Source organism: Tangfeifania sp. (genome assembly GCF_055108615.1).
In genome coordinates, this window is sequence record NZ_JBSQIC010000001.1 from 104854 (window position 1) to 124144 (window position 19291).

16 protein-coding genes are annotated in these 19291 nt (G+C 43.2%); 12 read left to right on the plus strand and 4 right to left on the minus strand.

Annotated elements, in window-relative coordinates; all coding sequences use genetic code 11:
* The 12 genes from sufC (at window position 1) to ACTCNA_RS00530 (ending at window position 10801) form a co-directional block, all read left to right on the plus strand.
* A complete protein-coding gene (gene sufC / locus ACTCNA_RS00475) occupies window positions 1–858 on the plus strand; it encodes a Fe-S cluster assembly ATPase SufC (protein ID WP_462945926.1) in 858 nt (285 codons plus the stop codon).
* A 1-nt stretch (window position 859) separates the two neighbouring features.
* Window positions 860–2227, plus strand: coding sequence for a Fe-S cluster assembly protein SufD (sufD, locus tag ACTCNA_RS00480; protein WP_462945927.1), 1368 nt, complete (start codon window positions 860–862; stop codon window positions 2225–2227).
* A gap of 119 nt (window positions 2228–2346) precedes the next feature.
* Window positions 2347–3567 (plus strand): aminotransferase class V-fold PLP-dependent enzyme, encoded by a 1221-nt coding sequence (locus ACTCNA_RS00485; RefSeq protein WP_462945928.1) that lies wholly within the window; start codon window positions 2347–2349, stop codon window positions 3565–3567.
* A gap of 232 nt (window positions 3568–3799) precedes the next feature.
* The gene (locus tag ACTCNA_RS00490; RefSeq protein ID WP_462945929.1) at window positions 3800–4243 is read left to right on the plus strand and encodes a SufE family protein; all 444 of its coding nucleotides are present in this window, start codon (window positions 3800–3802) and stop codon (window positions 4241–4243) included.
* Entirely contained in the window at window positions 4236–4541 is a 306-nt protein-coding gene (locus ACTCNA_RS00495) for an SUF system Fe-S cluster assembly protein (protein WP_462945930.1), read from the plus strand. The genes ACTCNA_RS00490 and ACTCNA_RS00495 overlap by 8 nt, the downstream gene beginning before the upstream one ends.
* Before the next feature lie 45 nt (window positions 4542–4586).
* Window positions 4587–5531 carry a tRNA epoxyqueuosine(34) reductase QueG gene (gene queG / locus ACTCNA_RS00500; protein WP_462945931.1) on the plus strand — a complete coding sequence of 315 codons (945 nt, stop codon included), beginning with the start codon at window positions 4587–4589 and terminating at the stop codon, window positions 5529–5531.
* A 62-nt stretch (window positions 5532–5593) separates the two neighbouring features.
* Complete coding sequence (locus tag ACTCNA_RS00505; RefSeq protein ID WP_462945932.1) at window positions 5594–5752, plus strand: hypothetical protein; 159 nt, start codon at window positions 5594–5596, stop codon at window positions 5750–5752.
* A 95-nt stretch (window positions 5753–5847) separates the two neighbouring features.
* Entirely contained in the window at window positions 5848–6237 is a 390-nt protein-coding gene (locus ACTCNA_RS00510) for a hypothetical protein (RefSeq protein WP_462945933.1), read from the plus strand.
* A gap of 439 nt (window positions 6238–6676) precedes the next feature.
* The gene (locus ACTCNA_RS00515; protein WP_462945934.1) at window positions 6677–7627 is read left to right on the plus strand and encodes a nitrilase family protein; all 951 of its coding nucleotides are present in this window, start codon (window positions 6677–6679) and stop codon (window positions 7625–7627) included.
* Between the two features lie 148 nt (window positions 7628–7775).
* Window positions 7776–8009: a DUF433 domain-containing protein gene (locus ACTCNA_RS00520; protein WP_462945935.1), complete on the plus strand. Its 234-nt coding sequence runs from the start codon at window positions 7776–7778 to the stop codon at window positions 8007–8009.
* Entirely contained in the window at window positions 8006–8296 is a 291-nt protein-coding gene (locus ACTCNA_RS00525; protein WP_462945936.1) for a DUF5615 family PIN-like protein, read from the plus strand. Before ACTCNA_RS00520 ends, ACTCNA_RS00525 begins: the two co-directional genes overlap by 4 nt.
* Window positions 8297–8401: 105 nt before the next feature.
* Window positions 8402–10801: a penicillin-binding protein 1A gene (locus ACTCNA_RS00530; protein ID WP_462945937.1), complete on the plus strand. Its 2400-nt coding sequence runs from the start codon at window positions 8402–8404 to the stop codon at window positions 10799–10801.
* Between the two features lie 62 nt (window positions 10802–10863).
* Here ACTCNA_RS00530 and ACTCNA_RS00535 read toward each other — a convergent pair whose 3' ends face one another.
* The 4 genes from ACTCNA_RS00535 to ACTCNA_RS00550 are packed head-to-tail and all read right to left on the minus strand — an operon-like array spanning window position 10864 to window position 18948.
* Window positions 10864–12516, minus strand: a complete 1653-nt coding sequence (locus tag ACTCNA_RS00535) for a DUF4998 domain-containing protein (protein WP_462945938.1) — start codon at window positions 12514–12516, stop codon at window positions 10864–10866.
* A 38-nt stretch (window positions 12517–12554) separates the two neighbouring features.
* Window positions 12555–13823 (minus strand): DUF4959 domain-containing protein, encoded by a 1269-nt coding sequence (locus ACTCNA_RS00540; protein WP_462945939.1) that lies wholly within the window; start codon window positions 13821–13823, stop codon window positions 12555–12557.
* 39 nt (window positions 13824–13862) lie between these two features.
* Window positions 13863–15827: a RagB/SusD family nutrient uptake outer membrane protein gene (locus ACTCNA_RS00545; protein ID WP_462945940.1), complete on the minus strand. Its 1965-nt coding sequence runs from the start codon at window positions 15825–15827 to the stop codon at window positions 13863–13865.
* A 19-nt stretch (window positions 15828–15846) separates the two neighbouring features.
* Entirely contained in the window at window positions 15847–18948 is a 3102-nt protein-coding gene (locus ACTCNA_RS00550) for a SusC/RagA family TonB-linked outer membrane protein (RefSeq protein ID WP_462945941.1), read from the minus strand.
* Window positions 18949–19291 lie beyond the last annotated feature (343 nt).

The following is a 19291-nucleotide window of genomic DNA, read 5'->3' on the forward strand; positions in this document are numbered from 1 at the left end:
ATGGAAAAATACAGAAATGAAAATAAATTAATAATAATACATGCTCCTGTTCCTCCCCGCCAGCTGGCGGGGGAGTCAGAGGGGGTTTTTGAGGACAATTATATTATGCTAACAATTAAAGACTTATATGTTTCCGTAGAAGGAAAGGAAATCCTGAAAGGAATCAACCTTGAAGTGAAACCCGGCGAAATTCACGCCATAATGGGACCCAACGGTTCAGGGAAAAGCACGCTGGCAAATGTGCTGGCAGGGAAAGAAGAATTTGAAGTTACTTCAGGTGAAATCATTTACGAAGGGGAAGATTTACTGGAGCTGGAGCCTGAAGATCGTGCCAAAAAAGGAATTTTCCTCAGCTTCCAGTACCCGGTAGAAATTCCCGGTGTACCGATGGTTAATTTCCTGAAAACTGCTGTGAACGAACACCGCAAATTCCTCGGAGAAAAAGAATATACAGCAGGAGAATTCCTGAAAATGATGCACCAAAAAGAACAATTGCTCGACATGAACGCGCACCTGACCAACCGTTCTGTTAATGAAGGATTCTCCGGTGGAGAGAAGAAAAAGAATGAAATTTTTCAGATGGCGCTGCTCCAACCCAAACTGGGTATTTTGGATGAAACCGATTCAGGCCTCGACATCGATGCGCTGAAAACCGTTGCTCACGGGGTAAATGCACTGCGCACTCCTGAAAATGCAACAATTGTGATTACCCACTATCAGCGTCTGCTCGAGTACATCGTTCCCGACCATGTGCACGTATTGTACAATGGCAAAATTGTAAAATCATCGGGAAAAGAACTGGCACTGGAACTGGAAGAAAAAGGCTACGATTGGATTAAACAAGAAAACGGAGTTTAACATGAGTGTATTGGTAGAAAAAGCAGATTTATCACTAAAATATACAGGGCACTACAACGATGTAAAGGATCTTCTGACGGAAGGTTCTTCTGCTATTCTGAACAGCAAAAGGAACAAAGCTTTTCAGGATTTTGTAATGCAGGGAATTCCCACACGTAAGAACGAAAATTACAAATACACCAACCTGCAGCCACAGTTTTCGCCCGATTATAAATTTATCCATCAGCGGGAAAAAACCGAATTGGATTTGAACCAGGCTTTCCGGTGCGACGTTCCGCAGCTGGATACCCACCTGGCATTTATTTTTAACGGCTGGTATTACGAAGATAACCGTTCGGTGGGTCAGCTACCCGAAGGTGTAATTCTTGAAAGCCTTGAAAAAATTGCCAATGAAAAGCCGGAGCTGCTCGAAAAATATGCACAGCTGGCAAATACCGAAGAAGACCCTTTGGTTGCTTTAAACACAGCATTTGCCAAAGACGGCTATTTTTTATATGTACCCAAAAACACAAAAATAGAGAAACCCATTCAGCTGATTAATTTCCTGCAGGCTGGCAAAGATGCATTTTCAACACAGCGCAACTTTATCTATATTGAAGAAGGTGCCGATGTGAAAATGATTATGTGTGATCACACCCTGAATCTGAATTCATACCTGAGCAATTCAGTGACTGAAATCTTTTTGGGAGCCAATGCGCACCTGGAATACTACTCCCTGCAAAACCAGCACAACAAAACCACAAGTTTAAATTCAGTTTTCATTCACCAGGAAAAAGATTCAACAGCCACAACGCTAAATTCTTCGCTTCACTGTGGATTGATCAGAAACAACCTGAAATTTATCCTTAATGGTGAAAATGCTGAAGCCAATTTGTTTGGAATGGCTTTTATCGATCGCAAGCAGCATGTCGATAATTTCACACAGGTTATCCACGCCAAACCGAACTGCATGAGCAACCAGGTATATAAAAATGTGCTCGACGATGAATCCACCGGAGCATTTGCCGGCCTTATCCACGTTGTTCGCGATGCACAAAAAACCAATGCTTTTCAGCGAAACAATAATTTGCTTCTGACCGATAAGGCCTACATGCAAACAAAACCGCAGTTGATTATTGATGCGGATGATGTAAAATGCAGTCACGGTGCCACAGTGGGGCAAATTGACGAGGAAGCGCTGTTCTATTTGCGGGCTCGCGGAATTGACGAAAAGAAAGCACGACTGATGATGATGAACGCATTTGCGCACGAAGTCATTCAGCAAATAAAAGTAGAGCCACTGCGCGACCGTATTGAAGAGCTCGTGGACAAACGACTGAAAGGTGAAGTGGCACGCTGCCACGAATGCGCCTATAACTGCGAATGCTGAAGTCCTGCGCCGCGCTGAAAACAGTAGCCCGCAGCTTCCTTTATACCACATCGGAAATTGCGGGTTTCTTTTTTTAAAGATGGTTTTTCTACCTTTAAGCCCAGTTAAATTTTTAAAAGATGAACTACGACATCAACAAAATAAGAAACTACTTCCCGGTTTTAAAACAGCAGGTTTACAACAAACCGCTGGTGTATCTGGATAATGCAGCTACTACCCAAAAACCGGTTAAAGTGTTAATGGCCCAGGAAAAACTTCATAACGATTATTACGGGAACATTCACCGGGCAGCACACTACATGGCCGACAAATCAACAGCCGATTTTGAGGAGACACGCGACAAAGTGCAAAAATTCATCAATGCCGGGGCAAGGGAAGAAATCATTTTCACGAAAGGTACCACCGAAAGCGTAAACCTGGTGGCCACATCGTTTTGCGAACAGTTTATCAAATCAGGTGACGAAATAATTGTTTCCGAAATGGAGCATCACTCCAATATTGTCCCCTGGCAAATTCAGGCCATAAACAGAGGTGCCAAAATTGTTAAACTGCCTTTCTCCGATTCCGGCATACTGCAATCGGGTGCCCTTCAGAATTTAATATCCTCTAAAACAAAACTGGTGGCTGTAACACATGTTTCCAATGTTTTGGGCACCATCAACCCGGTGAAACAAATTATTGAAACCGCCCACAGCAAAAACATCCCGGTTTTTATTGACGGCGCTCAGGCAGTGCAGCACATCCCGGTTGACGTGCAGGAACTCGATGCCGATTTCTACGCTTTTTCGGCCCATAAAATGTATGGCCCAAACGGGGTGGGCATCCTTTACGGGAAACGGAAATGGCTCACCGAAATGCCCCCCTACCAGGGAGGCGGCGAAATGATAGCCGAAGTTTCTTTCGACAAAACAACTTTCAGTGAAATTCCTTTTAAGTTTGAAGCCGGAACGCCCAACATAACAAGTGTCATCGCTTTTGGGGCTTCCATCGACATGTTTCAGGATATCGGACTTGTAAACATTTGGGAATGGGAGCACGAATTACTGGAATATGCCACCAGCGGACTTAATGAAATTGAGGGGATGAAAATTTACGGCGAAGCACCCGAAAAATCAAGCGTTATTTCCTTTAACATAGAGGGAATTCATTCTTTTGACCTCGGAACAATACTCGATAAAATGGGAATTGCTGTTCGCACCGGTCACCACTGTGCCGACCCGGTGATGCAGCATTACAATATCCCCGGAACTGTGCGGGCTTCATTTGGGCTGTACAACACCAAAGAAGAAATTGACCGGTTTCTACAGGCCTTGAAAAAAGTGGTGCAAATGTTTGCTTAATGAAACCAACCTCGAAATATTCTGGATGGGACTTTTTCTGACCAGGCTATTATAATTTACCACAGTTTTCAGTTGTTTTACATTAGCGTACTCGCACGAAAAATTTCAAAACAACCCTGACGCTGAATAAATTAAAACACCGGTAACAATTCCGGCAAAATGCGGCATAAATTTGTACGGACACAAAAATTTCCGACATTTGTATCCTTAATTTCACATTTTTATTTAAAATATGACAATTGAAAAAGTTCAACAAGAGATAATTGAAGAATTTTCGGTTTACGAAGACTGGATGGATAAATATTCGTACCTCATCGAACTGGGGAACGAACTGGAAGACCTTCCCCCGGAAGAAAAAAATGATCAGAACCTGATAAAAGGATGCCAGTCGAGAGTTTGGCTCGTGGCCGAAAAAAAAGACGGAAAAATTTACTTCAGGGGCGAGAGTGATGCTGTTATTGTAAAGGGATTGGTAGCGCTGCTTTTACGAGTTGTTTCAGGCCGGAAACCCAAAGAGATTATTGAAAACGAATTGCATTTTATCGACGATCTTGGATTGAAGCAACACCTGTCGCCCACCCGCTCTAACGGGCTGCTGGCCATGGTAAAACAAATCCGGTTGTACGCTGTTGCTTATGACAGGATGGAAAAAGAAGGAGGAACCCAAAATGGATAAAAGAATAGATCAGATAATAGAAAACCTGAAAGAAGTTTATGACCCCGAGATACCCGTAAATATTTATGATTTAGGGCTGGTTTACAACGTGGATGTGGATGAAAAAAACCATGCCCAGATTGTGATGACCCTTACCGCGCCCGGCTGCCCGGTTGTGGATATTTTAATGGACGATGTTACCAAAGCCGTTCGTTCAGTTGAAGGAATTGAAGATGTAAATGTAGATTTGACTTTCGATCCGCCTTGGGACAAATCGATGATGAGCGAGGAAGCCCGGTTGGAATTGGGGTTCTTTTAAAAAAATCCCTAAGGGAACTGCGTAACCCTTAGGGATGTAAAGAAGATGCAAAATTCAAAAAACATAGCAGAAAAAATAAAATCGAAAGTAAAAGAGCTGGGATTTCTCGATTGTGGCATCCTCCCGGCCACTGAGCTCACTGAAGAAAAAGGGCATTTTCAGAACTGGCTCGATGCCGGCATGAATGGCGAAATGGGCTACATGGAACGCAACAAAGAGAAACGTCTCGACCCGCGACTGCTTTATGAGAATGCGAAAACCATTCTGATTGTTCTTCAAAATTACCATACCCGCGAAACACAGAAAGACCCCGATGCCCCGGTGATTTCGAAATACGCTTACGGCACCGATTACCATTTTGTGATGAAAGACAAACTGAAAAGTTTGCTGCAATTTATAAACGATGAATTTGGCCCCTGCAACGGGCAGCCGTTTGTGGACTCGGCACCGGTGCTGGAACGCGCCTGGGCACGGCGTGCAGGCCTCGGGTGGGTTGGAAAAAACAACAACCTTATTTCGGTGGAACACGGCAGTTTCTTTTTCATCGGCGAACTCATTCTCGACATCGAACTCCCGTTTGACCAGCCCAAAATTGTCAGCGACCACTGTGGAAACTGCACGCGTTGCATCGATGCCTGTCCAACAAATGCCATCGTGGACAACCGCGTAATCGATTCCCGAAAATGCATTTCGTACCAAACCATTGAACTGAAAGACGAACCGGACAAAAACCTGAAAGGGAAGTTTGAAAATCGGGTGTTTGGTTGCGACATCTGCCAGGATGTTTGCCCCTGGAACCTCAAGCCGGAGCCACACGATGAGGCTCACTTAAAACCTTCCCAAAAATTACTTGAACTCACCCGCGAAGAGTGGTACAAAATGGGAAAACCGCTTTTCAATCAGGTTTTCAAAAAATCGGCAGTAAAACGTGCCGGTTTTAAAGGCCTGAAAAGAAATCTTGATTTTATTCAAACAAATACAGATGGGTAAGAAATCAGGAAAAAACCGACCTTAAACTTTTACTCACTTCAATTCAGGGAAAAAACCAACTGGTGCTGTTAATCGATTCCGAACTAAACGGCTTCGCAGGCCCATCAGCAGATTATTTTACCGATGCCGGCTTACCCTCCGAAGCAAAACTCGGGTTGCTGATGCTCACAAACGGCTGGAGCAGCTATTTCTGGAACAACGTGCCTCCCCTTGAAGTTTAAACAAACTGCCGGAATCGACCTGAAAGGAGTGGCCACAGATAACATTACCGGGCAACCGATCGAAGATGGCAAAATTTCACTTGTTATTAAAAAAGATGCAGAAATGGCTTTCCTTACGGATACAACCGGCAAAACGGGAGAATTCACTTTTCCCGGACTGGTTTTTAACGACACTGCAAAAGTGCTCGTTCAGGCAAAAAACGAAAAAGGCCGATCATGTGGTACAGGTTCCCAAAAACGAGGCATCGTCGGGCAATATTCTGGATTTTCTCTCGGGGAAAGTGGCCGGGCTCGACATTAACAGCGAACAGGTTAGCATCAGGGGAACCAGCAATTTCGACGGAAATTCCACCCCGCTGTTTCTGATTGACGGCGTTCCTTTGTTAACAGGAAATAATACAATCAGAACGGGGCCTGGAAGCAATGCGGGAAAAGGTGAAGCTTGCCTGGGCAAGGCTCAGTTTGTTGTTGAAGGACAGGAGTAGCTTCATATCAATTTTGAAATGTCATTTCGAGTGCTCACCCAATTTTATTGGGCAATGAGAAGATGGCAATAAAATTTCAATAAGCAAATAAATTCCAATTATCCAATGACTTTAAATTTCAAAAAAATCTACTTTGACTTGTTTCGAATTTTGATTCTTGTTTTTTGGAGTTTATTTGAAATTTGATTTTTGTCATTTGGCTTTTTGCTTACATACAACACGTTACAAAAATCGGTCATTGGCACTTTAGAGAGAAACCTGCTGTGATATTTGAGATTTCTCATCTTCATGCCTCAGATTCTTCCATTGGAATCGCTTCACGGGAAATGACAGCACTTGACAATTTATGTTTGACATGGCATTAGAAATGCAGTGGTTGATATTCCCGGCTGAATAAAATATGTAAATTAGTCCCTGAAAATTCAATAATCTATTCAAAATGGAGAAACTAAAAATTTCCACTGCCCAGTTCGAAAATAAAAGCGGAGATAAAAAGTATAACCTTTCAGTAATTGAATCACTTACCGAAAAAGCATCAGCCGAAGGTTCGAAGGTTATTGCTTTTCACGAGTGTTCCATCACCGGCTATACTTTTGCGCAGCGCCTTTCCAAAAATCAGATGCTCGATTTGGCAGAACCGGTTCCCGAGGGCGAAAGCATTACTGAGCTTACCCGGATTGCCCAAAAATACGATATGGCCATTCTTGCCGGTCTTTTTGAGAAAAATGAAAACGACAATATCTTAAAAGCCTACGTGTGTGTCGATAAAAACGGGCTGGTGGCCAAATACCATAAACTGCACCCTTTTATTAATCCACACATTACGCCCGGAAACGAGTATTGCGTTTTTGACCTGTTTGGCTGGAAATGCGGAATTTTAATTTGTTACGACAATAACATTATTGAAAATGTGCGGGCGACCAAACTGCTGGGTGCCGATATAATCTTCATGCCACACGTTACCATGTGTACCCCGTCGCCACGACCCGGTGCAGGATTTTGCGACCCCAAACTTTGGGAGAACCGCGAAAACGATCCCACTTCGCTGCGGCTGGAATTTGACGGCATGAAAGGACGCGAATGGTTGATGAAGTGGCTCCCGGCAAGAGCTTACGACAATGCCATTTATGCCGTGTTTGCCAACCCCATTGGCATGGACGACGACCAGTTGAAAAACGGATGTTCCATGATTATCGATCCTTTTGGTGATGTAATTGCCGAGTGCCGCGAACTGGGCAACGATGTGGTTACAACAACAATAACACCTGATAAACTGGGAAACGCCGGCGGCAGCCGTTACATCAAAGCCAGGAGACCGGATTTGTACAGGGAAATTCTGGGACAGGCCAACCAACCGGAACAAAATGTGGCGTGGAAGAATAAAAAATGAATCACTTTAGTGCCTGCTCAATACCATCCCTCAAACCCTGCACGTTTTCAGTGCTTTCCGAGACACGCAACAACAAGTTACAGAAACCGGCAGCCTGATATTTCTTATTCAATTTTCAAAAGAATTCCTTCTTTTTGAAAAAAAAGAAATGGAAAGTTTATTAAACAGAATTACCATTGACCCGGAAATTTGTCATGGGAAGCCAACAATCCGCGGCTTGAGGTATCCGGTTGAAAATATGCTCGAACTATTAGCTTCCGGAATGACGATTGAAGAATTACTCAACGACTACACCGATTTGGAGAGGGAAGATTTTTTGGCCTGCCTTGAATATGCTCCAAAACTGACCAACATTAAAAGCATCCATAAAATTGCCTCGTGAAATTTATAATTAATACACAATTACCGAAAGCATTATCCGATTTCCTGATTCAACGAGGATATAATTCTGTGCATACTTTGGAACTCCCTGATAAAAACAAAACCAAAGACAAACAGATTATCCAAAAGGCGATAGAAGAAAATAGAATTGTGGTAAGCAAAGACAGTATTTTTTTGGACTCGTTCCTGTTGAGGTCGTTACCACCAAAACTTATTATGGTAAAAACCGGAAATGTATCCAACACAAAATTAATTCAAATTTTTGGAGATAATTTAGAAAAAAAGTAAATTACTGAAGACCAACCACCCATTCACCTTTCAAAAAACAATAACACAAAACATCAGCACTATTTATCCGTTATAATGTATAATTTTGCCTTTTATTCAAAAAACATGGCAACACAGAAAACAAAAAATAAATCCGCTGTAAAAAAAACTCCGGCAAAAAAGAGAAGAAAAAAACAGAAGAAAAGTACCGGAAGACGCATTTTCATAGTTACCCTGAAAGCAGCAGTAGTCGGGATCATCCTTTTCTTTCTCTTTTTTCTGCTGGTTTATCTTGGCTTTACCGGGCACGTGCCCTCCACACGCCAGCTCAACGAAATTATAAATCCACAAGCCTCTGAAGTTTTTTCTGAAGAAGGCAAGCTGCTTGGCCGATACTATGTTGAAAACCGAAGTAATGTAAGCTTCGATGAAATTTCGCCCAATGTAATAAACGCACTTATTGCAACTGAAGATGCACGATTTTACGAACACCGCGGGATTGATGAAATTGCGCTGCTCAGGGTGCTGGTAAAAACCATTTTGCTGCAAGACCGCAGTTCGGGCGGAGGAAGTACGCTAAGCCAGCAAGTGTCGAAAAACCTGTTCCCCCGCAACGATGTGGGAATACTCTCTTTGCCGGTAAACAAACTGCGCGAGGCCATTATCGCTTATCGGCTGGAACGCATTTACAGTAAAGAAGAAATTTTAACACTCTATTTGAACACAGTGCCTTTTGGCGAAAATATTTATGGAATTGAGGTGGCGGCCGAACGGTATTTTAACAAGGTACCCGGCAAATTGACAGTTGATGAAGCAGCTGTCCTGGTTGGAATGTTAAAGGCAAACAACAGGTACAATCCGCGTATCAACCCCGAAAAATCAAAACAGCGCCGCAACGTGGTTATCGCCCAAATGGTGAAAAACGAATACCTTTCGGAAGCTGCCGGAGACTCATTAATGGCACTCCCCCTGGAAATTAACTACAGGCGGATTTCTTATAACGAAGGGCCTGCACCCTATTTTATTGAAATGCTGAAACCTGAATTGCTGGAATGGTGCGCCAACAATGTAAAAGAAAACGGGAAACCGTATAACCTTTATACCGATGGGCTGAAAATACAAACAACCATCAACTACGATTACCAGTATTTTGCCCGGCAATCGGTTACCGAATACATGCAAAACCTGCAAAATGTTTTCGACAACCACTGGAAAAATGCAGATCCCTGGCGTGGAAATCCGCACATTCTTGAACGGGCCATCCGGCGTTCGGACCGGTATAAAAGTTTGGTTGCAGCCGGTTATTCCGATGAACAAATTGATGCTGCCTTCAACCAAAAAATTAACACCCGCCTGTTTACATGGGATGGCCTGAAGGAAGTTGAAACCACACCACTCGATTCAATAAAACATTACCTGCGTTTTCTCAATGCCGGGTTTCTGGCCCTCGAACCTTCCTCGGGCGCTTTAAAAGCATGGGTGGGAGGAATCGATTTTCGATTCTTTAAATACGACCATGTGCTTTCTGAACGTCAGACCGGTTCCACATTTAAACCATTTGTTTACCTCGCCGCCCTCGAAAATGGAGTCAGCCCGTTTGAGTATATTCCCAACGAGAAAAAAGTTTACGAGGAATACGATAACTGGTCGCCATCCAACTCCCACGGCGAATACACCGGTTTTTACACCATGGAAGGGGCGCTTTCTGAATCGGTAAATACTATTGCAGTAGATGTGTTAATGCAGACCGGGATTAACAACGTGATTGAAACCGTCCGCGACCTGGGCATAAAATCCGACCTTCCGCAGGTTCCCTCGCTGGCTTTGGGTGTTGCTTCAATCAGCCTGAAAGATTTACTGTTGGCATACGCTACAATTGTGAACCGCGGAATGCAGGTTGAACCCTATTACCTTGTTTCCATTTCGAACAGTAATAACGAATTGCTTGAAGAGTTTAAGCGCCCTGCCGGCAAGCTAACCGATATTAATCCGGTGAACTGCCGGTTAGTTACACACATGATGGAATCGGCGGTAAACGAAGGAACCGGCACAAAAATCAGGACGGTTTACAAAATCCCCGGCGATTTTGCAGGAAAAACCGGGACCACACAAAACCACTCCGACGGCTGGTTTGTGGGCTTAACACCGCATTTGGTTACAGGATGCTGGGTTGGCGGCGAAGAGCCCGGCATTCACTTCCGTACCATTACCTACGGTCAGGGTTCTTACATGGCATTGCCCATAGTGGGTAAGTTTTTTCATAAATTATACGGCAGTTCCCGCTACCAAAACCTTAAAAATACCCAATTCCCCAACCTTGATGACCAATTGCTGGCGGATTTAGACATTCCGCCCTACAGGGAAATGCTTGAAATGGAACGCCGCGACGGCTTGCTCGACAGACTTTTTGCCGGGAAGTCGAAAGAAAAAAAACTAAACGAAGCACAGTATCCTGAAAAGAAAGAAGAAGAGAAAAAAGGCTTGTGGAAATCGATAAAAAGTATTTTCAAGAAGAAGGACAAATAGCTATCAATAAAAAAGTCCATCCTTTACAGGACGGACTTTTTTAATTTATTCAAACTTAAAACTTATTCCTTTTCAAATCTGATATTAGCCAGATAGTAAACAATATCATCACTGTCGAAGTCAATCGATGGTTCAGTACCAATATTCAGTACAAATACCCTGTTGTGCTTTCCAACGGCTTGCTGCATATCGAAAGTAACTTCGGTCCATTGCTGAAGATCGGCATCATCCATACACATGTGCTCCATTTCCCAATATTCCTGACCAAAACTACTAAACTGGCCAAACGACCACAGGTTATTCATAATTCGGGGCCAGAAGCACTGGAATGGTTCATAAATACCTTCAAATGCACTCTTTGGCGGAGCATATACATCCATTTTTAAGTACCTGTACTCTTCAGCATTAAACTGAAATCCTTGCGGAAGAGCAAGAACAAAGGATGAACTTGTTGCCCTGCTTACTACCTTATACACATTTTCAATGCCTTCGCCTTCGGGTGCATCATCAGCCGGGTAGGTAATATCCATTCTCCAGTTGCCGTCCTGCACAAGTCCGTCAAGATGGAACTGGTTGTCCATCAACACACTTTCAGGTCCTTCAACCAATTCCACCACACCGCTTTCCACATAAGGCATGAGCAAATCATCCAGTCCCATTGAGTGGGGGCGATAGTAAACCTTCTCAAGTATTCCGGCTTCGAGCAAGTCTTTCAGAGCCTGCACGTTACCTGGTGCAATATCTCCTGCTTTACGTACGAATGGTGCATATTCACCACCTCCAACTTCATCGGTTACGCCTCCTCCGTTATAAACGGTTACTGGCAATGTTGTAAATATATCTCCACCTGTTAAGTCAAGACTTTTCAGGTTCGGGAAATAAAAGATATCCTGAAGAGAATTGGCATTTACCGGATAAACCAGGTGTTCAAAATCAGCCAATCCGTCGGCAGAGAAAGTAGTGGCACCGTTTGCCTTTAAAATTTCCCGTTCAGCCGGGGCAAAAGTAGAAGAGGTAGTTGGCATGTTTATGGTGAGCTGGTCTTCGAAAATTAGCGTATCCAAAATGGGTTCGCGGTTAACTTTCGGAACAATTTTATATTCCATATCCAGCTGTACCGGCTGCCCGGCTTCAACATTACCAATAAAGAACCTTGAATCTTCACCTCTTTCACCTGTTTGCACTTCACCATCTTTATCGGTGTATTCAAAGTTCAATCCATAGTAATCCATCAGCACTGATGATATACCATTGGGCCAGTCAACAACTGCCGCCGAAGGCGATGCCATAATTCTGGGTGGGGCTATCGCAAGCGAATTAAGATCGCTGTTGGTATAAGGAATCAGTGCAATTTCCTGTGGCACCGATTCATTTCCGTACTGGTCAATTGTGAAAATCCTGAAACGGTAAAGTTTCGATTGGGTAAGCCCGGTAATGTTTACGTAAGAAACCAGTGAATCGATTGTAATCACCTGGTCATCGTATTCAATACGGGTTTTTTGGGCTTTTCCAAGATTGATTTCTTCGCTGGGGATACGTCCAGCTTTCAGCAGGTCAATTTCTACCCGCTCGAAACCGATATGCCCGATAATAGTATCGTACTTGGCCGGATACACAATTTCCCCTTCAAACTGTTCCTGTTTGTCGTACATGCCATCGCATGACCACATGAAAGTGGCGACAACCATTATTGTAAATAATAATATATTTCTCATAAATTTATAGCTTTAAATCTCTGTTTACTTAAAAGAACTTAATTTGCTTTTCTGCCATAGAGCGTTATTTCCGACAAGCAGTTCGCATTATCCAGGGTATAATTGCCATTGAAACTTTTCATGGCCCTGTACCTGAACCAGCGTGTAGGCTTGGTATATTGGGGTTCGTCCGGATACATATAGGCCATATCTCCTTTACGTCCCTTTTTCACAAATTCGAGTTCACTCAACCCTTCAGGAACCTCGATTTTGTTTTCAGAAACATATACCCATTCTTCGGTATCGTCGTCCCAAATATACATTTCGTAAATACCTACATTCTCGGCCTGATAGTATTGCCCGCGGCAAAGCTCACCACAGAAATTGGTATGCCTTTGCACGGTAACAATCCGGCTCAGTTCGTAATGGGCACCAAGGTCGATAATCACATTCCATGGCATGTTTCCGTCATCAGGATCACCTGTCCGGCCACGGCCGCCGGTATGCATAAAATTAAGGTTTTCACCTTCGTCGATAATGTCATCGACAACATATCGCAACCGACCTTCGTTCTCATTTCCAAAAGCCTGAGGCACACCACCTACCGAGTCGTTGGCTGCCGGTAAAAACCATTCTTCTTTCGGAAGTTTCATATCCTCAAGTAAGTTGATGGTTCCCATATCAACTGGTTCTGACATGTTACCATAAATATCTGAAACCCGAATTTTCACATTTACAGGATCATCAGGTCCCAAATCAAGGTCTTCCACAAACCGACGGTCTTCTTCCAGGTTGGAAGAAAATACAGAGGTCAATGACCTTTCTTCACCGTTTTCGGTGTAGGTAAAGTCAATATATACGTTGATACTTTGCTCGAGTTCGTTTTTCCAGTCAACGAAAAAAGAGCTGAAGCCGGGTTTCAACTCGAGCGATTTCACCACCCGCGTAATAGCCGATTCCAGAGGAGTTACCTCAACAGCAACTATATCGGATATGTTCCCGGCCCTGTCGCGGGCATACAAATCAACAGTGTATGGGATGGTATCTCCAAAGCCATACACGTCGAGCGAATCAACAAAATAAGATGATGAGAAAGTGAATGAATTTCCATCGGCATTGGTATATCTTGCCTCAACACTCAATACATCTTCATCATCAGGTACATCGTAAAAGAACCTGGCACCACCGTATAATGGTTCGTAGGTAATATTTAAAGGCGGTGCCGGTGGAACAGTATCATTGGATCCAGCACCGTTTTTTTCCTCGCAGGAAATTGCAAATAGCAGGAGTGCTGCAAATATGAACAAATAATTTATTGTTGTTTTCATACGATTCTATTTATCGTTTTAAAATTTAAAATTAAACAACTACCAGCCCGGATTTTGAACCAGGTTTGAATTGGTATTGATTTCATTCAGGTCGATTGGCCACAGGTGGTCAGTGATTGTAAATCTTCTGGATTGCTTCACCTCGAGGTTGAAGAAATCAGCGCCGGTAGTTCCTCTGTAATCCCACCCCCAAACAGGGGTTGAAAATTCCTGAACTGCTCTTTTATGGCGTATCATATCAAAAAACCGGCTGCCTTCAAAAGCCAGTTCGATGCCGCGTTCGCGTAAAATAATATCGCGCATACCTTCTTTTGTTTTGTGCTTGTTAACCGTACGTACAATACCTGCATCGGCCCAAACTGTTTCAACATTGGGTACGCCAGCTCTTGCCCGAACCTTATTTATGGCATCGTAAACTTCTTGGTTTGGTGCATCGAGGTATTCATTCAATGCTTCGGCTTTCATCAAATACAAATCGGCCAGGCGAATAATCGGGTACGGGTATTTAATTGTACGGGCCCAGTGGCCTGATTTCGACTCCATGTGAACCAGTTTTTTGATACCAATACCGGTTTCAAAATAGTCGGTACTGTGCTGCGATGAATTAAAACCACCATCTTCGCCGGCATACATCATGGTATTGATGCGAACACTGTGGCTCCTCCAGTAACCGCCGGTAATAGCCAGATTGGCATAAAAACGGGGTTCCCTGTTCATGTACAGTTTAATAGTTTCGGCACCGGGCTGCATAACTCCGGCCAATTCCCTGTATTCTGGTTCATCGGCTCCTGGCGTTTGCGTGAGATCCCATTTGTTGTCCGCATCAAAAGTGAGGTCTTCCTCAATGGGCACACCGTTTTCGGTATAATAACGCTCGGCCATACGGTAAGTAGATGCCATCCATTGCCATGAGTACTGCGGAGTATTGGTAATACCGCCACCGTATCCTTCGGGCAAACGCATATTGGTGGAATGGGCCAGTTCGCCCTGGTTATAATAATCAAGGTCCGAAAATCCCCAGATGAGTTCTTTATTCCAGGGGGCGGTAACTGCAAACCTCAAATCGTAAATCCGTTGTAAATTTTCCTGATTTTCAGCATACGCTTCGCGGTCGTAGGTGTAAACCTGATCGTCATAGGTATATAACTCAATCCCATTGGCCTGGCAGGCATCGATGGCCACGTCGATGGCATCAATTGCATCTTTCCACTTTTCTTTATCGTAAGTTAACGGGAAAAACGGTTCACCATCTTCATTGTAAAAATCGCCAAAATATTCCTGGTTACCGTTAAAAAACGGGCTGGCCCTGAAAAGCAATACCCTGGCTTTTATTGACTTGGCAATAACCTGGTCAACCTGGCCTAAAAGTGTTCCTGTTTTTCTTTCCGCCAAATCCGGAATGGCTTCATCCATTATTCTAATAATGTAATCAAAACTTTCTTCCACTGTCGAGCGCTTCAGAAACAGTTGTTCTTCAGAGGCATCAGGAGTAATCAGTTCCTCTGAAATAACAATGGGGCCATATTGTTTAACCAGCAGAAAGCTGTAATAAGCCTTCAGGAATTTAGCCTGTGCTGCCCATTCCTTCTTCTCATCATCGGTCATATCAGGCACCTGGTCAATAAGTGACAGAAATACGTTTGCCTGCCTTATACCTGTGTATAAAGGCGAACCGGCACCGGTACCCGACCATGTTCCAATTAACGGATCGGTAGGGGACTGTAGCCCGCGCATAATCCTGATTCCCCTGAGGTCCCAGGCATTTTCATTAAGGTCCAAGCGGCCCAGAAACTCATCGCCGCAGGTCCAGATTGATTCGTGTGTTTTATCGATACGTGGCATATAGCTATATACTTTTGCCAGTGCATCCCATGCTTCTTCCTGCGATTTAAATAAGTCCTCCAGTGTGATGGTGTTGTCAGGGACAACATCCAGGTATTCGTTACACGAAGGCATTAATGCAAGAATAAAAATCAGTATAAATAATTTTTTCAATATTTTCATCTTGTACTATTTTTAGGTATTAAAATGATAACTGAACCCCAAAATTAAACCTCTTGTTAGGTGGATATCCTAAGCCACCACGTCCCATTTCCGGGTCCCAAAGGTCAAATGGGCTTATTACAAATAAATTTTCTCCGCTAAAGTAAACCCGGCTGTTTTCCAATCCTATACTACTGAAAGTACCATCAGGAAGGTTATAACCAAATTCAACTGTTTTTAAACGAAGGAATGCACCGTTTCTCAGCCACCATGTAGATGTTTGGATATTGTTATTTAACGGTTGGGTAGATAAGCGCGGCCAGAAAGCGTGAACATCGGGATCGGTTTCTGTCCAGTAGTCGTCAGCAATAAGCGTCAGCGCGTTTCTCCGGTTGGCAAAAGGGGCAATTCCGTTACCGCCTGTTCCCGGGTCAATAAACAATGAAACACGTGCATTACCCTGGAAGAAAAAGGAAGCATCAAAATTTTTCCAACCTGCTGACAAACCAAAACCGTATTGTATTTCAGGAACCGTTGGTAACCCTAATGGTACCTGGTCGTTCGCGTTTACAACGCCATCGCCGTTCACATCTTTATATTTGATATCACCGGCCTGATAGGTGCCAAAGTCCTGTTTCGGAGAATTTTCAATTTCAGCTTCGTCCACAAATAGGCGTTCGGCAATTAAGCCCCACCATTGATTTATGGAATGTCCTTTGTGTTTCAGGTATTCATCGGCGTAATCTTTCTCGTCGAGCTTCACATACTCGTTGGTAGCATAAGTGAAATTTGCCCTTCCTGTAAGCCACCAGTTTTTGGTAGATGCATACTGGTAATCAATTGAACCCTCAAAACCATGGGAGAGTACTTCACCTACGTTTCCACTAACAGTTGCTTCCAAACCGGCTGTGGCTGGAAAATTTTGCCTTTGGAGATAAATCTGGCTCCTGTTGTCCCTGAAGTAATCGGCCTGTACCTGTAATGCATCATCGAGGAAACCAAGTTCAATACCCAGGTTCAATTTGGTTGAAACCTCCCAGGTAATATCAGGGTTGGCATATCTCGAAATAGTGTAACCACCGTAATCATTCATAAATGTTGATCCCCAGCGGTAACCTGCACCTCCTTTTGAAATATCAGAGAGGTAGAAGAACCTGTCTTGTCTCTGTGCAATTGCATCGTTACCAACTTTACCGTAAGTAGCTTTAAACTTCACGGTGTTGAATACCCGCTCCAAAGGCTGCCAGAACGATTCGTTCGAAATTAAATAACCGGCACCAAACGATGGAAAGAACCCAAAACGTTTATCACCGGCAAATTTTTCCGAACCATTGTAACCGTAGGCAAACTCAAAAAAGTAGCGTGTGTCGTAGTCGTAGGTCAAACGTCCCGAGTTACCCATATTCCTTTCAGGCAGCGTTTCATAAATTGAATTACTGTTACCCCCGGTAAGCAAATATTCTTCCCACATGAGCACGGTCATCAGGCCCAGGCTATGATTGTTGAACTCTCGGCTCCAGTTTACACGACCTTCGTAGTAATAATGGGCGCTTGCGTCGCGTCCGGGATCCACATCTCCCAGATAAGACTGGCCGCTTTCAGGATTAAGCGCATATAGTGTATAGTTTCCGGTAATTTGGTTGTACGTTTCCAGATCGTAATAATATGGATTATAAGAACGCCTGCTGGAATAAAGGCTCCAGGTATTCATTGAAGCTCTTCCCTGAAACCTAAGCCCTTCAGTAATAAATTTCAGATCCTGCGAAAAAGTTGCACTTGCGGTGATAGAACTTTCGTTCCGGTCTTCGTACCCGCGAACCATTTCGGCATAGGGGTTTTGTTTTAATGAACCGGTTACAAAAGTATTCCCGAACAAAATGTGATCGGCAAAAGCATGTTTTTCATCTGGTTCGTAAACTGCCGGAAAGTCAACAGGGTTGGAGTTCATTACCATGTTGAAAATATCTGAAGCCCCGGCATGTGGGCCGGTATATCTTTCGAAGCGCCCCTGTAACTTCACATCCAGTGTTGAAGTTGGGGTTAATTTAAATACAACATTGTTCCTCAACTGAACGCGGTTAATGTCAATGTTGTTATTAAAATTATTTTGCGGATCGACCTTCAGCAACCCGGTTTCGTTTTCCATGGTACCGGCAACAAAATAGGTTGCCACTCTACCACCACCGGAAACATTGAAATTGGCTTTTTTATTCCAGGTCGATTGATTAAACAGTTCATCGTACCAATCAATATTGGGATAAATCATTGGATTAACACCATCGGCAGTGGACTGAATTTTCTGTTCGCTGTAATAGGTACCGAGCAACGGGTTACGCGAAACCCGGGCTTCGTTGTAAAGGCGCATGTAGTCAACCCCGTCGAGCAGGTCATTCATTTGAGTTGGGGTTGCCAGGTGCGTTTCGATCCTTACATTAATTTTTGTTGGCCCTTCGCGCCCTTGTTTTGTTTCAACTATAATTATACCGTTTGCACCACGTGCGCCATATAAAACAGTTGCCGAGGCATCTTTCAAAATAGAGAAACTTTTAATGTTATCGGGCTCCAGGCGCGCTAAATCATCTGAAGAAGCTTCAAAGCCGTCAATCAAAATCAATGGGTTGGTTTTATACCCGAAAGTAGTAACCCCGCGGATAAAAAACTGGGCATTATCGGCACCGGGCTCCCCGGTTGTCTGGTAGGAAATAATACCCGGAATTTTTCCGGCAAGTGCAGAAGTAAGGTTGGAGGCAGGCTGTTTCAAATCGCCTGGTCTTACGGTTTCAATTGAAGAAATAACACTCTCTTTCTTTTGAACACCAAATGCCACAACCTGTACTTCTTCGAGTTCTGTTTCGTCTGCATAAAGCGACACGTTTATCACATTACCCTCATCTACAACTTTTTCAACAGGAGTTTTCCCAATAAAAGAAAAGAACAGGGTGTCTCCAACCGAAGCTCCAAGCGAATATTCGCCATTGCCATCGGTTACCGTTCCAGTTGTAGTGCCTTTAATTGCAATCGAAACCCCGGGAAGAGGAAGTCCATCTTCATCTTCAACAATTCCCGAAATTGTTTTTGTTTGTGCGAAAACCACACAATACAGGAATAACAAAAATGCAGTTCCAATAAATTTCAATTTCATAGAAAAAAATTTGGTTATATAATTTGACTAATAATAAGTGGTTTGGAAATTTCATCCTGAATGAACTGAGCTTCCCAATTCATTCTAAAAAATACTTCATACATGGTAGTTTCATAAATAATTCCTTTTAGTTATTAATTAAACAATCAATATTTGTAAAAAATACAACAAGCATATTGTTAATTTTAAAAATTTGCCAAACCTAATAAAACAACTTTACAAACCAAAAAATTATCCTGTAAACCAGCAATTCCGCTTGATCTTTCTAATATCAATAAAGCACTGATTAAAAGGAGTTAATGAAATTGGGATAAAATATTTTTTCTTGCTATTTTTATCTGCG